This window comes from Neisseria sp. 27098_8_139, assembly GCF_041433195.1.
Lineage (GTDB): Bacteria > Pseudomonadota > Gammaproteobacteria > Burkholderiales > Neisseriaceae > Neisseria > Neisseria subflava.
Window position 1 is genome coordinate 79,853 of record NZ_JAPWBA010000006.1, and the last position, 15,390, is coordinate 95,242.

A 15,390-nucleotide genomic window follows, 5' to 3' on the forward strand; every position below is an offset into this window, starting at 1 on the left:
GACATATTCAGACGGCCTTTCCCGACATTATGACTCGACAAGCCTTTATCCTCAGCGATTGCGAATTTCCTGAATGCGGAGAAAAGCCTTACGCCCTGTTGACCGCGAATCCGACGAAGGAACACCACTTTATCGCCCAGACCGAGCAACGGCAGCACGCGCATAATCCGCAGGTCAGCCCGCAAAACCAAAACGTTTACCGCCTGCCTCTGTCAATGTTCCATACTGGCAAAAAAGCCCGTGGCAAAGAACAAAACCGCAGCGAAGCGATAAGTGTCAACATCATCGGCAACTTGGCGGCGAAAAACCTCTATACGCTGACCTTTGTCGAAGACTCCGCCAACCAATACAATCTGGAAAGCTGGTTCAACCGTCATGAAAGCGGCTACGAAGAGGCCTGCAACCATCTGCGCACCTTACCTGCAGGCCGTCTGAAAACAACTACGGCAAATGCCGATACCGTCAAAGTACCGGATGCCTTGTGGCGGATATTGCGGCTGAAATTCCTCGGCATTCTGCGCAATCCGTACAACCATAAAAACCTGTTTGCCCACCGCCTGCATCAAACACTTCGGGCGCGGCTGCCGGAAGTCGGTTTTGAATTTGTCCGCTTGATCAGCAAACGCGACCCCAAGCGCATCGAAGCCATTATGCAGGACTACCGTTTCACTTTTCTCGGCTATGTCGATTGGCTAGGTGGGCTTTACGGTATGTTGAGCGAAGGCGTGGCGCAGCCGTCGTTGTTTGAACGGCTGTTTTGCAACATCTTTGCCGAACCCGAAGCAGTGAAAATCGAATTGTTCCGCTATCCGGAAAACACGGGGCTGTGCCTATTTGGTGACAGCAGTTTCTGCCTGCAAGCCTCGCCCAAGCTATTCAGCGTCGGCGTTAATATTTCGCACGATATGTTTGCCGTCATCCATCTGCAAACCAACCGTTGGCACGCGTTTAAGAATACCTTTCATCACGACGCGCCCAAACTGCAAGGCCAAGTGCGGATTATCGATGGCGACCAAACCCAAAGATTGCTGTTCAACCGACTGTGCATCCATCAGGCCCATGAAGCCGTATTCGGTCAAAGCCCGAATATCAAAGATTATTTAGAGGCCGTCTGAAACCCCTAACCAGAAGAAAGCATATGAAAATCACGCCAATCCAAGCCCTAAACGACAACTACATCTGGATGATTCAAGAAGGCAACCATGCCGCCTGCGTCGATCCGTCCGATGCCACACCCGTTTTGAAATTCCTCGTCCACAATCGCCTGATGCTGGCGCAAACATGGATTACCCATCCGCACCCCGACCATACCGGCGGCGCAAAAAGCCTGTTCCACGGCTTTTTGGAATCCCCAATCTATGGCGAAAGCGACATCGACGTAGCGACGCATACCGTTACCGCAGGTACGCAGTTCCCGTTTGGCGAAGGCTTGATCACCGTTTGGGCAACCCCCGGCCATACCGACCGCCATATCAGCTATCTGCTGGAAAATTCAGACGGCCTGCACGTTTTCTGCGGCGATACCTTGTTCTCCGCCGGTTGCGGCCGCGTATTTACCGGCACAATCGAGCAACTTTACGACAGCTTCCACCGATTCAACCAGCTGCCCGAGGAAACGCTGTTTTATCCGGCGCACGAATATACAGCCTCCAATCTGCGCTTTGCCCAGCATATCGAGCCGGACAACGCCGACATTCAGACGGCCTTGGCCGCTGCCGAACACACGCCGACACTGCCTGTCAGCCTGGTGCACGAACGCAAAGTCAATCCGTTTTTCCGAGTACACCTGCCCCAAGTTCAGGCACGCGCCGAAGAATTGAGCGGACGAAAATTAAACAGCGAACTCGAAGTCTTCGCTGCCCTGCGTGAATTAAAAAATCAATTTTAATTGGGCTTGGTTCCTAAAGAATAAGGCCGTCTGAACAATATCTGTTCAGACGGCCTTTATTATTCAGGGATTATTCCCATTCAATCGTGGCAGGCGGTTTACCGCTGACATCGTAAACCACGCGGTTGATGCCTTTGACTTCGTTGATAATGCGGTTGGAGACGCGGCCGAGCAGCGAGTACGGCAGCTCTGCCCAGTGTGCGGTCATGAAGTCGCTGGTGATGACTGCACGCAGTGCGACGACGTAGTCGTAAGTGCGTCCGTCGCCCATTACGCCGACGGATTTGACGGGCAGGAACACGGCGAAGGCTTGGCTGGTCAGGTCATACCAAGATGTACCGTTTTCGTCGGTAGTGTTGCGCAATTCTTGGATGAAAATGTCATCCGCTTGACGCAGCAAGTCGGCGTATTCTTTTTTCACTTCACCCAAGATGCGCACGCCCAAACCCGGACCCGGGAACGGATGACGGTACACCATTTCGCGCGGCAGACCCAAAGCGACGCCCAATTCGCGTACTTCGTCTTTGAACAAATCGCGCAACGGCTCAAGTAATTTGAGCTTCATGTTTTCAGGCAGACCGCCGACGTTGTGGTGCGATTTGATGGCGTGGGCTTTTTTAGTTTTCGCGCCTGCGGATTCGATTACGTCAGGGTAAATTGTACCTTGCGCCAACCATTTGGCGTTGGTGAGTTTTTTCTCTTCAGCGTCAAATACTTCGATAAATTCCGCACCGATGATTTTGCGTTTTTTCTCCGGATCGGTCACGCCGGCCAGTTTCGCCAAAAACTGCTCTTCGGCGTCAACGTGAATCACGCGTACGCCCAAGTTGCGGGCAAACATATCCATTACCATTTTGCCCTCATTCAAACGCAACAAACCGTGGTCAACAAACACGCAGGTCAGTTGGTCGCCGATGGCGCGGTGAATCAGCGCGGCCGCTACGGAAGAGTCCACGCCGCCGGACAAACCTAAAATCACTTCGTCGCTGCCGACTTGTTCGCGGATTTTGGCAACGGCTTCTTCGATGTAGTTCGGCATGGTCCAGCTTGGTTGTGCGCCACAAATATCCAAGACAAAGCGGTTCAATAACGCGCGGCCTTGTTTGGTGTGGGTCACTTCAGGGTGGAATTGGATGCCGTAGAATTGTTTCTCAGCGTTTTCCATCATGGCAATCGGGCAAGACGGCGTGTCGCCGATGACAGAGAAGCCGGTAGGCAGTTTGGAAACTTTATCGCCATGGCTCATCCATACGTCGAGCGTATTAGGCGCATCGTCTTGAATGCCGCGTGTCAGCTCGCTGTCGATGGTTTTAACTTGTGCATAACCGAATTCGCGTTGGTTGCCCGGGCTAACTTCGCCGCCCAAGTGGTGCGCCATAAATTGCATGCCGTAGCAAATGCCCAAAACCGGAATGCCCAAATCAAAAATACCGGTATCGGCTTGATAGTCGGATTCGTAAACAGAATTAGGGCCGCCGGAGAGGATAATGCCTTTCGGGTTGAAAGCTTTGATTTCTTCCAAAGGCATATCGAAAGAATGCAGTTCGCAGTAAACATGGGCTTCGCGCACGCGGCGGGCGATCAGCTGGGTAACTTGCGAGCCGAAGTCGAGAATAAGGATTTTGTCTTGGGTCATGGCGGAAACTTTGCAAAATGTAAGAAAACGGTGCGGCCGTGAGGGTAAATTTCAAATTTAAACCATAATAAAACAGGCCGTCTGAAACGGCGGATTATACCATTGTTCAGACGGCCTTTATAGGGCAAAACCCAAATCTCTCATCTTTCTATTTTGTGTGTTTCTCAGGAATCATATCGCTGCGCGAGAGCAACAGCAGGCAACCCAACACGACCATGCCGATGGCCAGCAACGGCGAGAGATAAATCCAGTAGCTCATGTGCAGATAAATGGCTGTACCGATATAAACCAGCATCGGGCCGGAAACAATGGACTGTTTGTTGATGCCGTCCATAATCAATACGGCAAAGCCCAAAATAATTAATGCGCCGGCAATCATTGTCGATGTCGCAGGCAAAATATCCGTAGCGCGTAAAAACCAAATCGCGCCAAAGATAATCAAAAACAAAGGCAGAAAAAGTGAGGGGCGGGACATAACAACGCTCCGTAAAGGTTTCAGACGGCCTGTATTATTGGGTGCGCCGGCCATGCAGGCAAGATATAAAAATGCAATCTTGTGTGTAATTATGCAAAGGTTGCCTCAATAAAAAGGCCGTCTGAACCGCGGCAAACCGAAATCAAATATTTCAATTTATCCTCTTACAGACGGCCTTTCAAATCATCAGGCTTTTCCGGTGCTGCCGAATCCGCCTTCACCGCGCTCGCTGGCGGCAAACTCGTCCACAACCTTAAACGCAGCTTGGACAACCGGCACAATCACCATTTGCGCGATACGTTCCATCGGCTCGATGGTAAACGCTTCTTTACCACGGTTCCACAAAGAAACCTTCAATTCGCCTTGATAATCCGAGTCAATCAAACCGACCAAGTTACCCAAAACAATACCGTGTTTATGACCCAGGCCGGAACGCGGCAACAAAACGGCTGCATACGCAGGGTTGGCCAAATGCACCGCCAAACCAGTCGGAACGAGATACACATCGCCCGGCTGCAACACAACAGCTTCATCCAAGCAGGCGCGCAAGTCCAAACCGGCAGAACCGGGCGTTGCATAAGCAGGCAGAGAATCGGCCATTTTCGGATTTAAGATTTTCAGTTCGACTTCGGTTTGCATGACAGGACTCCGTATTGTTCTATATTGGAAAGGGCTACGATTATACACAAATGCCCTTGAGGCCGTCTGAAAAAACGGAGTATGATTCAGTCAGACCTAAGGAGGAAAATCATGGATCTGCACAATATCCGCGAAGATTACAACAAACGCGAGCTGTCGGAAGCCGAATGCCACGCCGACCCGATTGTCCAATTCGAGCAATGGCTGAACGAAGCGATTCACGCCGAAGTCAACGAACCGACCGCGGTCAACGTTGCCGCCGTGGGCGAAGACGGCAGGCCCAACAGCCGCATGGTATTGCTGAAAGAAGTCAACCCCAAAGGCTTTGTTTTCTTTACCAATTACCACAGCCGAAAAGGCCGTTCCTATACGGCTCACCCTTTTGCCGCCATGACTTTTTTCTGGCCGGAACTCGAACGCCAAGTGCGCGTTGAAGGACGCATTGAAAAACTTGACGCCGCCGCTTCGGACGAATATTTTGAAAGCCGCCCGTATACCAGCCGTATCGGTGCATGGGCAAGCGCGCAAAGCGAAGTAATTTCCAGCAAAGCCGTATTGGTAGCTAAAGCCGCGGCCGTCGGTGTCAAACATCCCCTGCATGTTCCCCGTCCTCCACATTGGGGAGGATATCTCGTTATTCCCGACCGCATCGAATTCTGGCAAGGCCGCCCCAGCCGCCTGCACGACCGCATCCAATACCGCCTGGTTGACGGCAACTGGATACGCGAACGCCTTTCGCCATAATTTTCGGATTTTCAAACAAAAATTTACTGGTTGAGTTACAATACAGCCTTTCATCGGCAGGCCGTCTGAATCTGATTTTCAGACGGCCTTTTCCCCCAATCCAACCCCTGCCGCAAATGCCGCAGAAGAACCGCTTTTTCAAGCGAGTTAGGAAAAATCATGTCCAAACAGCCTTCCAGCAAACGCCAATGGCGCGACGGCGTATCATCTACCGCCAAAAAACCTTCTAAACCGGCCAAATCCTTTGCCAATAAAAAACGTCCCGACGACGAGCGAAAAACATCAGGCAAAACTTACGGCCAAAAAGTTTCAGACGGCCCCAAAGCTCAAAATACCGCCCCAAAACAACGAGCCGCCAAAGCCAAAAAACTGGTGGTCCGCAATCCCAACCAAAAAATCATGGAGCACGCCCGCGATTTGAAAGAACGCCGCAGCGACCTTTCACGCTTTGAACCCGAGCGCCTGCAAAAAGTCCTGGCCGCTTCCGGCGTCGGCTCACGTCGCGAAATGGAAGAATGGATCAGCAACGGCTGGGTAACGGTCAACGGCCGCGTAGCCCAACTGGGCGAAAAAATTACGCCCGACGACCACGTTACCGTCAAAGGCAGCATCATCAAACTCAAATGGGCCGACCGCCTGCCACGTATCATCCTGTATTACAAACAAGAAGGCGAAATCGTTTCCCGCGACGACCCGCAAGGCCGCGTCAGCATTTTCGACCGCCTGCCACAAGCAGCCAGTAGCCGCTGGGTGGCCATCGGCCGTTTGGACATCAATACCAGCGGCCTTTTGATTCTAACCACTTCAGGCGAACTGGTTCAACGCTTTGCCCACCCCAGCTTTGAAGTCGAACGCGAATACGCCGTGCGCGTATTGGGCGAGTTGACCACCGAACAAATGCGCGTCCTGACCGAAGAAGGCGTCATGCTCGAAGATGGTTTGGCAAAAGTAGAACGCATCTACGAACAAGGCGGAGAAGGCGCAAACAAATGGTATAACGTCGTCATCAAAGAAGGCCGCAACCGCGAAGTACGCCGTATTTTTGAAAGCCAAGGCCTGACCGTCAGCCGTCTCGTCCGCGTAGGCTTCGGCCCCATCGGCCTGCCAAACCGCCTCAAACGCGGCCAGTTCTACGAACTTAATCCGGCAGAAGTCGCCAACATTATCAAATGGGCAGATATGCTGCTGCCGGGCGAACGTCGCCGGAAGAAAAGTTAATGTAAGATAAATCGGAGCTGAGACTTTTGCAAAATCGTCTCAGCCCGACAAAATCTTGCCTAAGTTATAAAAATAGTGGGTATTGAAAGGATTTTCCTTATCCAACACATTCATCGGACTGCCATGTCCGACAAATAATACAGGCATTTTTTCATCGTTGCCTCCTTAATATCTGATGAGGCGGATTGTACGGATAAATGATTAAGCAATAAATCTCAATTTATGAACAATATATTTTCCAAATAGGAAATGATGAAATATTCTTTGGCTTTGCTGCAAAGTTAAAAAGAGGTCGTCTGAAAATGGTTTCAGACGACCTTAGTTCACTTCTTGAAAGTGCTGAAGCTAAACCCATTGAGCTGTATTTTTAATCATAAGGAAAATCTTTTTTATATCCTTCCCCAAATCACTGAAAGTTTAGTTTTAACTGCTTGGAAAAGAGCTTTTTTCCAATGATTGGCTTTTCTTTCTTTTGTAATAACAGAATCTATACTGCATTTTTCAAAGTCTTCCATAAATGCACCATTCATTTTATGACTTTTCATTTGTACTAAAATATCAGACAAATTTCCTGATGAAAATTCAGAAAATCTATCTGCCAAATGAAATTTCTCAAAGTGAAATTTGATTTTATTCTTTTTATCATCAGACCATCCACTTGGAGGAACAAGATAATAACTAACTGTTCCAAATTCAGTTCCATCATCAATATATTCCGCATACAACCACTGTTCATTAAAAAAACAATCCTCATCCAAGTAAGGATGAATTAATTGTTCATTTTTTTCTATAGGGAAAAATTCTTTTTTAAATTCTGTATTACAATCTTTGCATATAGGAATTAAGTTATAAGGAAATACTGAAAAATGTCCATATCTTGATTTTGGTAAAAAATGATCTATTTGTGATGGATTGCTAATTCCTCCACAAAATGGACATCTTATTTCAGGATTTTTGGCAAAGGCAAGGATCTTATCATATACATCTCCACTACGGGTATTACGTAAACAATAATTATATAATTCAACCATATGAGAATTACTCAATGTATTATGAATTAGTCCATTTGGTTCAATAGTAAGAATTGTATCAAAACTGTATAAATTATTTAATCGTGCATATTCTTCGTAATCATTCCCTATATCCAATAGATATTGTTTATTAGATAATACATCACTTCTGTATTGGGTATTTCGACTGCAGCACACGTCAATTATCTCTGAATAACTTAGGAGATCAGCAGGTAATCTTATGCGAATCACTGGCGATTCCCTCCATCTCTATCATCTCTAATTCGTACTAAGGTTTTTAATAAAATCTTTGCTTCAGTTCCTAATTGTTCATTAAAATTAAATAAAATTTCTTCATAGGACTTTCCTGTTGATACTTCTTTGGTTAATAATTTATGAAATCCTGATTTAATTACTTCTAAACCAAAAACTTCTCTTGTTAAAACACCAACATTTTCCCCAAATGTTTCAATATTAGGTCTATAAGGATTTGTAACTTTTCCCGTCCGCTCAATTTTCCAAACACAAGATCTTGGTACTTCCTGTAATACAACGGGAGAATGTGTAGCAATAATGGCTACTCCATTTCGGTTATCCAATAAATCGGATAAAGCACGAACAAAAGCTGATAATAATGGTGGATGAAGATGGCTTTCGGGTTCATCAAGCAGAACCAATGTTTTCTCTTGAACTTTAGCTACTAGCTGAGTAATAATTAGCAATACTGATGCATGTCCAGAGCTCATCCTTCCAATTATTTTTAGAATTTCATCTTGAGTTAATCTATCTTCTATTAATCTACTTAATTGCATTTCTGCAAAATTATCGTCTGATTCAAGATTTTGAATGGCATTAAGCCAACGTTCTTTTTTAGCAGTAAAACTCTTACATTCTTGAAAAGTCAACAAAAAATCTTTTTCAAAATATTCTTTTGATGATTTCAATTGTGTATCCGACTTCTTTAAACCAACATAAGAATAATATTTCAAATCTTCATGATTAGGTATAAACGGATCAAAAATACTAAAGGATACTGCTACTAAATAGCTAAAATAATCATTATTAATTTTATATTTTTGACCAGACCAGTCAATGGTATAAAATCCCCCATCTTCATATATTTGATGAGTGAATGATTTAATCATTCCGTTTAATAGTGTTGTTTTTCCTACGCCATTTCTACCAATAATTGCATGAATGTTGGTACTTGGCGTTGAATTGGCAATTACATTGAAATCTAATTGTATATTTCCCATATTCTCTTTTTCTGTTCGAATGAAAGAAAACTTAAAGTTAGTTAGAGGTGGTTTATCGTCTAAAACTCTTCTAAATTGCTCTTTAATAGTTCCATCTCTTATTGATCTCATTAGTGATGTCTTAAAAACATCTTCATCTTTAAACCTATCAAATAATTCTGGTTTGTAGACTACGTCGTTTAAATTTCCTAATATATATTCTCTTGATTCTTTTGGAAGTTTCATAATTGATTTGTAGAACTCAACATCCTCAGCTAAAGAGAAAAAATTTTCAGGTAGAGATTCGAAAGTTTTCCCATGGCATATTTCTATAATTTTCTTACAAGTAGAAGTTTCAGGTGTTTGTCCTTTAAATCCAATTTTAATATTACCAATAGGATGAACACTTCCATATTCATCGATATAATTCATAAAAAACATAGTAATATAAGAATAGTCATTCCAATTATCGTAAGTTAAACAGACTAAATTTCTAGCATTAGAAGGAAGTCTTTCATTTCTATCTAATAATAAAAAATTCATCATTATTCCTTGATTAATTATATTGAATTCATAACATATAATGGATATTTACCATCCAATCCTAATCACGACAATCCGCCATTGAAAGCGTAATGCCTCTTTGATTGCAAACTGTTTGCTCTACATAAACTTTCAAGCTCTTTGTTTTCAAATTCTCATCTACTTTCCACTTCAATTGGCACAACATTTTGCCCATATTGCAGCACAAAATCCAATTCTACCGTGTCTTTTCCGATTTCTCAGTATAGGACTGTATTGTCTTTAGTATCGTATCAATCAGTTTTTGCAAGACACATTGTTCAGTCGGTGCACCTTGGAATTCGGTGAGAATGCGATTTCTTTTGAATAGGATCTCTGCATCCCAAAAGCTTGGTGTAGCAAGTAGCCCAATATCTAAACTGAAGAATTTGAAGGTATTATCTTAATAGTTGAATAGGTGTAAGATTTGGCTTTTGCTGCATAGCTCGATGTGCACCAAACCGCTGTCTTCTGGATGAGGTCGGTTTGCACGGTTTGGCAAGTGTCGTTTTGCACGCCGTTTTCCGCCTATTTTTTGAGCATTTCAAGACCTCGGTCGTCTGAAATTTGACGCCACTCTGTCCAAGTGTTATTAATAATTCCTATTCACAAACAAACAGGAATAAATATGAAAAAAGTTGGTAACAAAGTGGTCGTTGTGGGCTTGGGCGCGGTCGGTGTCAGCTACGCCTATTCCATGCTCAACCAAGCCTTGTGCGACGACATGGTTTTAATCGACATCAACCGCACGCGCGCGGAAGGCGAAGCGCGCGACTTCCGCCACGGAATGCCTTATGCCGCCTCGCCTGCGCGCATTTACGTCGGCGATTACGATGATTGCTCGGATGCAGACATCGTGTGTATTTGTGCGGGCGCGGCGCAGGCTCCCGGCGAAACCCGTTTGGACTTAATCGACAAAAACCTGCGCATCTTCCACGACATCGTTTCGAAAGTCATGGCTTCGGGCTTTGACGGCATCTTCTTGGTTGCCTCCAATCCTGTGGACGTACTGTCTTATGCCGTTCTGCGCTTTTCAGGGCTGCCCAAAGAGCGCGTTATCGGCTCAGGCACCATCCTTGACTCCGCCCGTTTCCGCGTTTGTCTGGGCAACGAATTCGACGTCGCGCCTTGGAGCGTCGATGCCATGATGATCGGCGAACACGGCGACAGCATCATTGCGCTTTGGAGTACCGCCAACATCGCTGGTATGTCGGTTCAGAAGATGTTGGAACAATCAGAAGACGGGCAGGCGCGTATGGACAAAATCTATAACACCGTGCGCAATGCCGCCTACGAAGTCATCGCCGCCAAAGGTTCGACCAGCCACGGCATCGGTATGGGCTTGAGCCGTATCTCCAACGCCATCCTGCACAATCAAGGCGTCGTGTTGCCCGTTTCCACCCTGCTTGAAGGCGAGTTCGGACAAAACGGTGTGTATATCGGCGTACCGACCGTCGTCAACCGCCAAGGCGCGGTCCGCATCATCGACCTGCAACTTTCCGACGATGAAACCGAACGCTTTGCCCGCTCGGCGGAGCTGTTGAAAAGCTATCAACGCAAAGTCGATGAAATGGTCGGATAAACAGAATCGCCTCTAAGTAAAACGTCGTCTGAAAACTGGAAATCTGGTTTTCAGACGACGTTTGCTATGTATGGGGAAGTTAATCCGTCAATATTCTAAATTCAAATAAAAAATACCTATATCTAAGTTACTTTATTTTCGATACACAATTTACCGGTTGTCGTCATTCCCGCCCCCGCCTACGCGAGGACAGGCTACGGTGGGAATCCATTTTTGAAATTCGGAAACTGTTTTTCAAATAAAGGTTTCTCAAGTTTTACGATGGATTCCTGCCTGCGCAGGAATGACGGTACTAATCCGCCTATAACAAACGTCTCTGAAAACCAAATTTCCAGTTTTCAGACGACGTTAACCTAAGCGTTATTTCTCTGCTTTCAACACCCGCTGACGGCGCGTTTCGCTCAACACCATGCCCGCGCTGACGGAGACGTTCATGCTTTCGACCGTGCCGAACATGGGTATCGACACCAGCATGTCGCAATGTTCGCGCGTCAGGCGGCGCATGCCTTCGCCTTCGTTGCCCATTACCCAGGCCACGCTGTCGGGCAAGTCGCAGTGGTAAAGGTCGGAGTCGCCGCCCATGTCCGTGCCGACAATCCAAATGCCGTATTCTTTCAGCTCACGCAAAGTACGGGCAAGATTGGTTACGGTAATATACGGCACAGTTTCCGCCGCGCCACAGGCAACTTTGCTGACAGTCGCATTCAGGCCGGCGCTTTTGTCTTTGGGCGCAATCACGGCATGCACGCCCATCGCATCGGCAGTACGCAGGCACGCGCCGAGATTGTGCGGATCGGTAATGCCGTCCAATACCAGCAAAAACGGCGGTTCGCTCAGGTTTTCCAACACATCTTCCAAATGAACATGGTTTTTGGAAGCGTCGATAAACCCGACCACGCCCTGATGGCGCGCCCCTTTGCTGATGGCATTCAGGCGGTCGGCATCGGCAAAATGTACGCGCACGTTTTCAGAGGCCGCTTTATCCAATACATCGCGGGTGCGCGCATCAGATTTGCCCTCTTGGATATAGAGTTCGGTAATCGATTTCGGGTTTTGCCACAAACGGGCATTGACGGCGTGAAAGCCATAGATGAGTCGTTGGTTTGCCATGTTTTTGCTTTATCAAAAAATTCAGACGGCCATTATAACAAGTAAGGCCGTCTGAAAATTTTTTATTTCATCAAATAACCGAGTATGCCCGAAGTGCCAACGCCGATTAATACCGTTACCAACATCGCAAACCGGCTGGCGGCCAATACCGTCAAAGCAATAGCAATCAACTCATGCAGTTTATCCGATACAAAATAAGGCGCAATCACAGAAATCAACACACAACCCAGCGCAGCCTCCATCACCACTTGCGCACGACGGCTCAATGTACGGTTGCGCAATGCAAAAAAGCCGATTAATCGGGTTGAATAGGTAACAGCCAACATGCTTAAAAACAGCAAAAACGATTGCAGCGACAACAAATCCTTCATTTTTGCTCTCCCCACACATACGCCGCCAACAAGCCCGACAACGTCCCGGCCGGAACATACCATGCGCCATCCACGGTCAAATAAGTTGCGCACGCCACAATCAGGCTGACAAACCAAGGGCGTGAAGCCGCAAAGCTCTTCCACATACCGCGCAGCAACACTAAAAACACCGCAGGAAACGCCATGCCGAAGCCCCAAGCCGCCACATCGCCGAACATCGGGCCGACTGCCGCGCCAAACGCCGCAAAACCAATCCAAGTTACATACAAAATAAAACACACGCCGGCATAAAACGGCATATTGAATGCAGGCAAACCTGCCGCCTTACGCTTTTGAATTTCAGCAAACGCCATTGCCCAGCTTTCATCACACATAAAAAACAGCGCAGGCATCGCCTTTTTCAGCGGCATATCCCTCATATACGGCGCAATCGCCGCACCCATCAGTATATGGCGCGAATTGATCATAAACGTAACCGTTGCAATCAGCAGTATCGGCAAGGGATTTGCCCACAAATTGACTGCGGCAAATTCCGAACCTCCGGCAAAATTCATGCCCGTCATCAGCAGCATTTCCAGCCAACTTATGCCTTTCTGCCCGCCCTGCATGCCCAAAATCAGCGCCCACGGCAACAAGCCGATCAGCATGGGCGATGTTTCTTTGATACCGCGCAGAAATTCTGAGCGAGGAGAAGCAGTGTGATTCATTTTGATTGGAATGGTTTATTAAAAAGAAGCGACGTATTATAAAGCAGGCCGTCTGAACAAGGTATAATATGGAAAAATTAGATTTATTTACGGAAACCGATATGACCCACACCGTCCATTTGCAGTTTGAAGAAATTGACAATACCGTGTTGCAACGCCTGTGCGGCGCGCTCGACAGCAATCTCGAAGCCTTAGGCAAAGCCCTTGATATCCAAATCAGCCGCCGCTTCGAACATTTCACCTTCATGGGCGAACTGGCACACGCCGGCCGTCGTGCCTTGCTGTCGCTTGCCGAAGCCGCAGAAAAAGGCGACTTGGACGACAACGCCATCAGTCTCGCGGCCGTCGAAGCAAAAACCGCAGATGAAAAACACGAAGAAAAACACCACGACCAACAATACTATTTCCGCACCAAACGCGGCAGCATCGGCGGCCGTACCCCGCGCCAAAACGGCTATATACGCGCCTTGCTCAACCACGATGTCGTGTTCGGCTTAGGCCCTGCCGGTACGGGTAAAACCTATCTTGCCGTTGCCGCCGCAGTCGATGCCATGGAAAAACATCAAATCGAACGCATTGTTTTGGTGCGCCCCGCAGTCGAAGCAGGCGAAAAATTGGGCTTCCTGCCGGGCGATTTGGCACAAAAAGTCGATCCCTACCTGCGACCTCTTTACGATGCACTGTATGATTTAATGGGCTTCGACCGCGTAACCAAACTGATGGAAAAAGGTTTGATTGAAATTGCGCCGCTGGCCTATATGCGCGGCCGCACCTTAAATGGCGCGTATGTCATTTTGGACGAAGCACAAAACACCACGCCCGAACAAATGAAAATGTTCCTGACCCGTATCGGCTTCGGTGCCAAAGCAGTCATTACCGGCGACATCAGCCAAATCGACCTGCCGCGCAACATCAAATCCGGCTTGAAAGATGCACGCGAAAAACTGCGCGATGTAGAAGGCCTGTATTTCCACACCTTCACCAGCGAAGACGTCGTCCGCCATCCTTTGGTGCAGAAAATCGTCGAAGCCTATGAAGCAGCAGAAGAACAAGCTGAAAAGAAAAACGGCGAATAATCTTTTCAAACACTTCAGGCCGTCTGAAAATCAAATTTCAGACGGCCTTTCTACATCATTCTCCCCATAATACTGCTATAATCCAAAAATCAAGTAAAACAACGACTTCAAAAGGAAAAATATGACCCTCAAGCCACCCGTCCGAATCGCCGTTACCGGCGCGGCAGGCCAAATCGCCTACGCCACCCTCTTCCGTATCGCCGGCGGCATCATGCTCGGACGCGACCAACCCGTTATCCTGCAGTTGCTCGACCTGCCGCAGGCACAACAGGCATTGCGCGGCGTGATTATGGAAATGCAGGATTGCGCCTTCCCGCTCCTTGCCGACATCTTCGCCACAGACGACCCCGAAGTCGCCTTCAAAGATGCCGACATTGCCCTCTTGATTGGTGCGCGCCCGCGTACACAAGGCATGGAGCGCGCCGACTTGCTGCACGCCAATGGCGAAATTTTCAAAGTACAAGGCGCAGCGTTGAACAAAGTTGCCAATCGCAACGTTAAAGTCCTCGTCGTCGGCAATCCGGCCAATACCAACGCCTACATCGCCATGAAATCCGCACCCGACATCCCGCCGGAAAATTTCACCGCCCTGATGCGTCTTGACCACCACCGCGCCGTCAGTCAAATTGCCGAAAAAATCGACCGCCCGATTACTTCCATCGAGCAAATGTGCGTCTGGGGCAACCACAGCCCGACCATGTACGCCGACTACCGCTACGCCACCAGCAACGGCGAGTCCGTCCAAGATATGATTACCGAACCCGACTGGAACACCGAGGTCTTTATGCCGAAAATCGCCGGACGCGGTGCTGCAATTATCGCTGCTCGCGGTTCATCATCTGCAGCCTCCGCCGCCAATGCCGCCATCTACCACCTGCGCGATTGGTTGCTCGGCAGCAGCGGCAAATGGGTGACCATGGGCGTTCCGTCCGACGGCTCTTACGGCATTCCCGAAGGTTTGATTTTCGGCTTCCCCGTCATTTGTGACGAAGGCAGCTACCGTATCGTCCAAGGCTTAGATTTATCGGACGAATTCAGCCAAAAACGTATTGCCGCTACGCTGGCCGAATTAGAAGAAGAGCGTTCAGCCATCCAAGATCTACTCTAAAACAAAGGCCGTCTGAGACCTTTGCAAAAT

The 15,390-nt window shown here is 47.7% G+C and carries 15 protein-coding genes and 1 pseudogene; 7 read left to right on the forward strand and 9 right to left on the reverse strand.

What is annotated here, in order from left to right; all coding sequences use genetic code 11:
• Positions 1-29: 29 nt before the first annotated feature.
• Positions 30-1,115: a hypothetical protein gene (locus O3660_RS07490; protein ID WP_049351063.1), complete on the forward strand. Its 1,086-nt coding sequence runs from the start codon at positions 30-32 to the stop codon at positions 1,113-1,115.
• A gap of 23 nt (positions 1,116-1,138) precedes the next feature.
• Positions 1,139-1,888, forward strand: coding sequence for a hydroxyacylglutathione hydrolase (gene gloB, locus O3660_RS07495; protein WP_049351064.1), 750 nt, complete (start codon positions 1,139-1,141; stop codon positions 1,886-1,888).
• Between the two features lie 70 nt (positions 1,889-1,958).
• On the opposite strand, the gene guaA is transcribed toward gloB, so the two are convergent.
• From guaA to dut, 3 genes are all read right to left on the reverse strand, one after another.
• Positions 1,959-3,524 carry a glutamine-hydrolyzing GMP synthase gene (gene guaA / locus O3660_RS07500; RefSeq protein WP_003686344.1) on the reverse strand — a complete coding sequence of 522 codons (1,566 nt, stop codon included), beginning with the start codon at positions 3,522-3,524 and terminating at the stop codon, positions 1,959-1,961.
• A gap of 148 nt (positions 3,525-3,672) precedes the next feature.
• Positions 3,673-3,999 carry a hypothetical protein gene (locus O3660_RS07505; protein WP_039862324.1) on the reverse strand — a complete coding sequence of 109 codons (327 nt, stop codon included), beginning with the start codon at positions 3,997-3,999 and terminating at the stop codon, positions 3,673-3,675.
• 186 nt (positions 4,000-4,185) lie between these two features.
• Positions 4,186-4,638 (reverse strand): dUTP diphosphatase, encoded by a 453-nt coding sequence (dut, locus tag O3660_RS07510; RefSeq protein ID WP_003680707.1) that lies wholly within the window; start codon positions 4,636-4,638, stop codon positions 4,186-4,188.
• Between the two features lie 111 nt (positions 4,639-4,749).
• Here dut and pdxH point away from each other — a divergent pair, with 111 nt between their 5' ends.
• Both pdxH and O3660_RS07520 read left to right on the forward strand, forming a co-directional pair.
• A complete protein-coding gene (pdxH, locus tag O3660_RS07515) occupies positions 4,750-5,382 on the forward strand; it encodes a pyridoxamine 5'-phosphate oxidase (protein ID WP_049351065.1) in 633 nt (210 codons plus the stop codon).
• Positions 5,383-5,541: 159 nt separating this feature from the next.
• Positions 5,542-6,600: a pseudouridine synthase gene (locus O3660_RS07520; protein WP_049351066.1), complete on the forward strand. Its 1,059-nt coding sequence runs from the start codon at positions 5,542-5,544 to the stop codon at positions 6,598-6,600.
• Between the two features lie 81 nt (positions 6,601-6,681).
• On the opposite strand, the pseudogene O3660_RS07525 reads toward O3660_RS07520, so the two are convergent.
• The 3 genes and pseudogenes from O3660_RS07525 to O3660_RS07535 all read right to left on the reverse strand — a co-directional run.
• Positions 6,682-6,747: pseudogene (locus tag O3660_RS07525) on the reverse strand (dioxygenase); the annotation flags it as partial.
• A gap of 242 nt (positions 6,748-6,989) precedes the next feature.
• Complete coding sequence (locus O3660_RS07530; protein ID WP_152333320.1) at positions 6,990-7,862, reverse strand: HNH endonuclease domain-containing protein; 873 nt, start codon at positions 7,860-7,862, stop codon at positions 6,990-6,992.
• Positions 7,859-9,388 carry an ATP-binding protein gene (locus O3660_RS07535; RefSeq protein WP_049351068.1) on the reverse strand — a complete coding sequence of 510 codons (1,530 nt, stop codon included), beginning with the start codon at positions 9,386-9,388 and terminating at the stop codon, positions 7,859-7,861. The genes O3660_RS07530 and O3660_RS07535 overlap by 4 nt, the downstream gene beginning before the upstream one ends.
• A 646-nt stretch (positions 9,389-10,034) precedes the next feature.
• On the opposite strand from O3660_RS07535, the gene O3660_RS07540 reads away from it, so the two are divergent.
• On the forward strand, positions 10,035-10,988 hold the full coding sequence (locus tag O3660_RS07540; RefSeq protein WP_049351069.1) for an L-lactate dehydrogenase: 954 nt from the start codon (positions 10,035-10,037) through the stop codon (positions 10,986-10,988).
• A gap of 360 nt (positions 10,989-11,348) precedes the next feature.
• Here the strand turns inward: O3660_RS07540 and rlmB are convergent, their stop codons facing one another.
• From rlmB to O3660_RS07555, 3 genes are all read right to left on the reverse strand, one after another.
• Entirely contained in the window at positions 11,349-12,098 is a 750-nt protein-coding gene (rlmB, locus tag O3660_RS07545) for a 23S rRNA (guanosine(2251)-2'-O)-methyltransferase RlmB (protein ID WP_049322071.1), read from the reverse strand.
• Positions 12,099-12,160: 62 nt separating this feature from the next.
• On the reverse strand, positions 12,161-12,469 hold the full coding sequence (locus tag O3660_RS07550; RefSeq protein ID WP_371464797.1) for an AzlD family protein: 309 nt from the start codon (positions 12,467-12,469) through the stop codon (positions 12,161-12,163).
• Entirely contained in the window at positions 12,466-13,176 is a 711-nt protein-coding gene (locus tag O3660_RS07555; protein ID WP_049351071.1) for an AzlC family ABC transporter permease, read from the reverse strand. Before O3660_RS07555 ends, O3660_RS07550 begins: the two co-directional genes overlap by 4 nt.
• Positions 13,177-13,277: 101 nt before the next feature.
• Between O3660_RS07555 and O3660_RS07560 the strand changes: the two genes are divergently transcribed.
• Both O3660_RS07560 and O3660_RS07565 read left to right on the forward strand, forming a co-directional pair.
• Positions 13,278-14,252 carry a PhoH family protein gene (locus O3660_RS07560; protein ID WP_004520317.1) on the forward strand — a complete coding sequence of 325 codons (975 nt, stop codon included), beginning with the start codon at positions 13,278-13,280 and terminating at the stop codon, positions 14,250-14,252.
• Positions 14,253-14,373: 121 nt separating this feature from the next.
• Complete coding sequence (locus tag O3660_RS07565) at positions 14,374-15,360, forward strand: malate dehydrogenase (protein WP_250600408.1); 987 nt, start codon at positions 14,374-14,376, stop codon at positions 15,358-15,360.
• Positions 15,361-15,390 lie beyond the last annotated feature (30 nt).

Bases quoted from the DNA above. Each gene is read 5' to 3' on its own strand.
- O3660_RS07490 (WP_049351063.1), top strand. From the start codon at position 30: ATGACTCGACAAGCCTTTATCCTCAGCGATTGCGAATTTCCTGAATGC.
- gloB (WP_049351064.1), top strand. From the start codon at position 1,139: ATGAAAATCACGCCAATCCAAGCCCTAAACGACAACTACATCTGGATG.
- guaA (WP_003686344.1), bottom strand. From the start codon at position 3,524: ATGACCCAAGACAAAATCCTTATTCTCGACTTCGGCTCGCAAGTTACC.
- O3660_RS07505 (WP_039862324.1), bottom strand. From the start codon at position 3,999: ATGTCCCGCCCCTCACTTTTTCTGCCTTTGTTTTTGATTATCTTTGGC.
- dut (WP_003680707.1), bottom strand. From the start codon at position 4,638: ATGCAAACCGAAGTCGAACTGAAAATCTTAAATCCGAAAATGGCCGAT.
- pdxH (WP_049351065.1), top strand. From the start codon at position 4,750: ATGGATCTGCACAATATCCGCGAAGATTACAACAAACGCGAGCTGTCG.
- O3660_RS07520 (WP_049351066.1), top strand. From the start codon at position 5,542: ATGTCCAAACAGCCTTCCAGCAAACGCCAATGGCGCGACGGCGTATCA.
- O3660_RS07535 (WP_049351068.1), bottom strand. From the start codon at position 9,388: ATGAATTTTTTATTATTAGATAGAAATGAAAGACTTCCTTCTAATGCT.
- O3660_RS07540 (WP_049351069.1), top strand. From the start codon at position 10,035: ATGAAAAAAGTTGGTAACAAAGTGGTCGTTGTGGGCTTGGGCGCGGTC.
- rlmB (WP_049322071.1), bottom strand. From the start codon at position 12,098: ATGGCAAACCAACGACTCATCTATGGCTTTCACGCCGTCAATGCCCGT.
- O3660_RS07550 (WP_371464797.1), bottom strand. From the start codon at position 12,469: ATGAAGGATTTGTTGTCGCTGCAATCGTTTTTGCTGTTTTTAAGCATG.
- O3660_RS07555 (WP_049351071.1), bottom strand. From the start codon at position 13,176: ATGAATCACACTGCTTCTCCTCGCTCAGAATTTCTGCGCGGTATCAAA.
- O3660_RS07560 (WP_004520317.1), top strand. From the start codon at position 13,278: ATGACCCACACCGTCCATTTGCAGTTTGAAGAAATTGACAATACCGTG.
- O3660_RS07565 (WP_250600408.1), top strand. From the start codon at position 14,374: ATGACCCTCAAGCCACCCGTCCGAATCGCCGTTACCGGCGCGGCAGGC.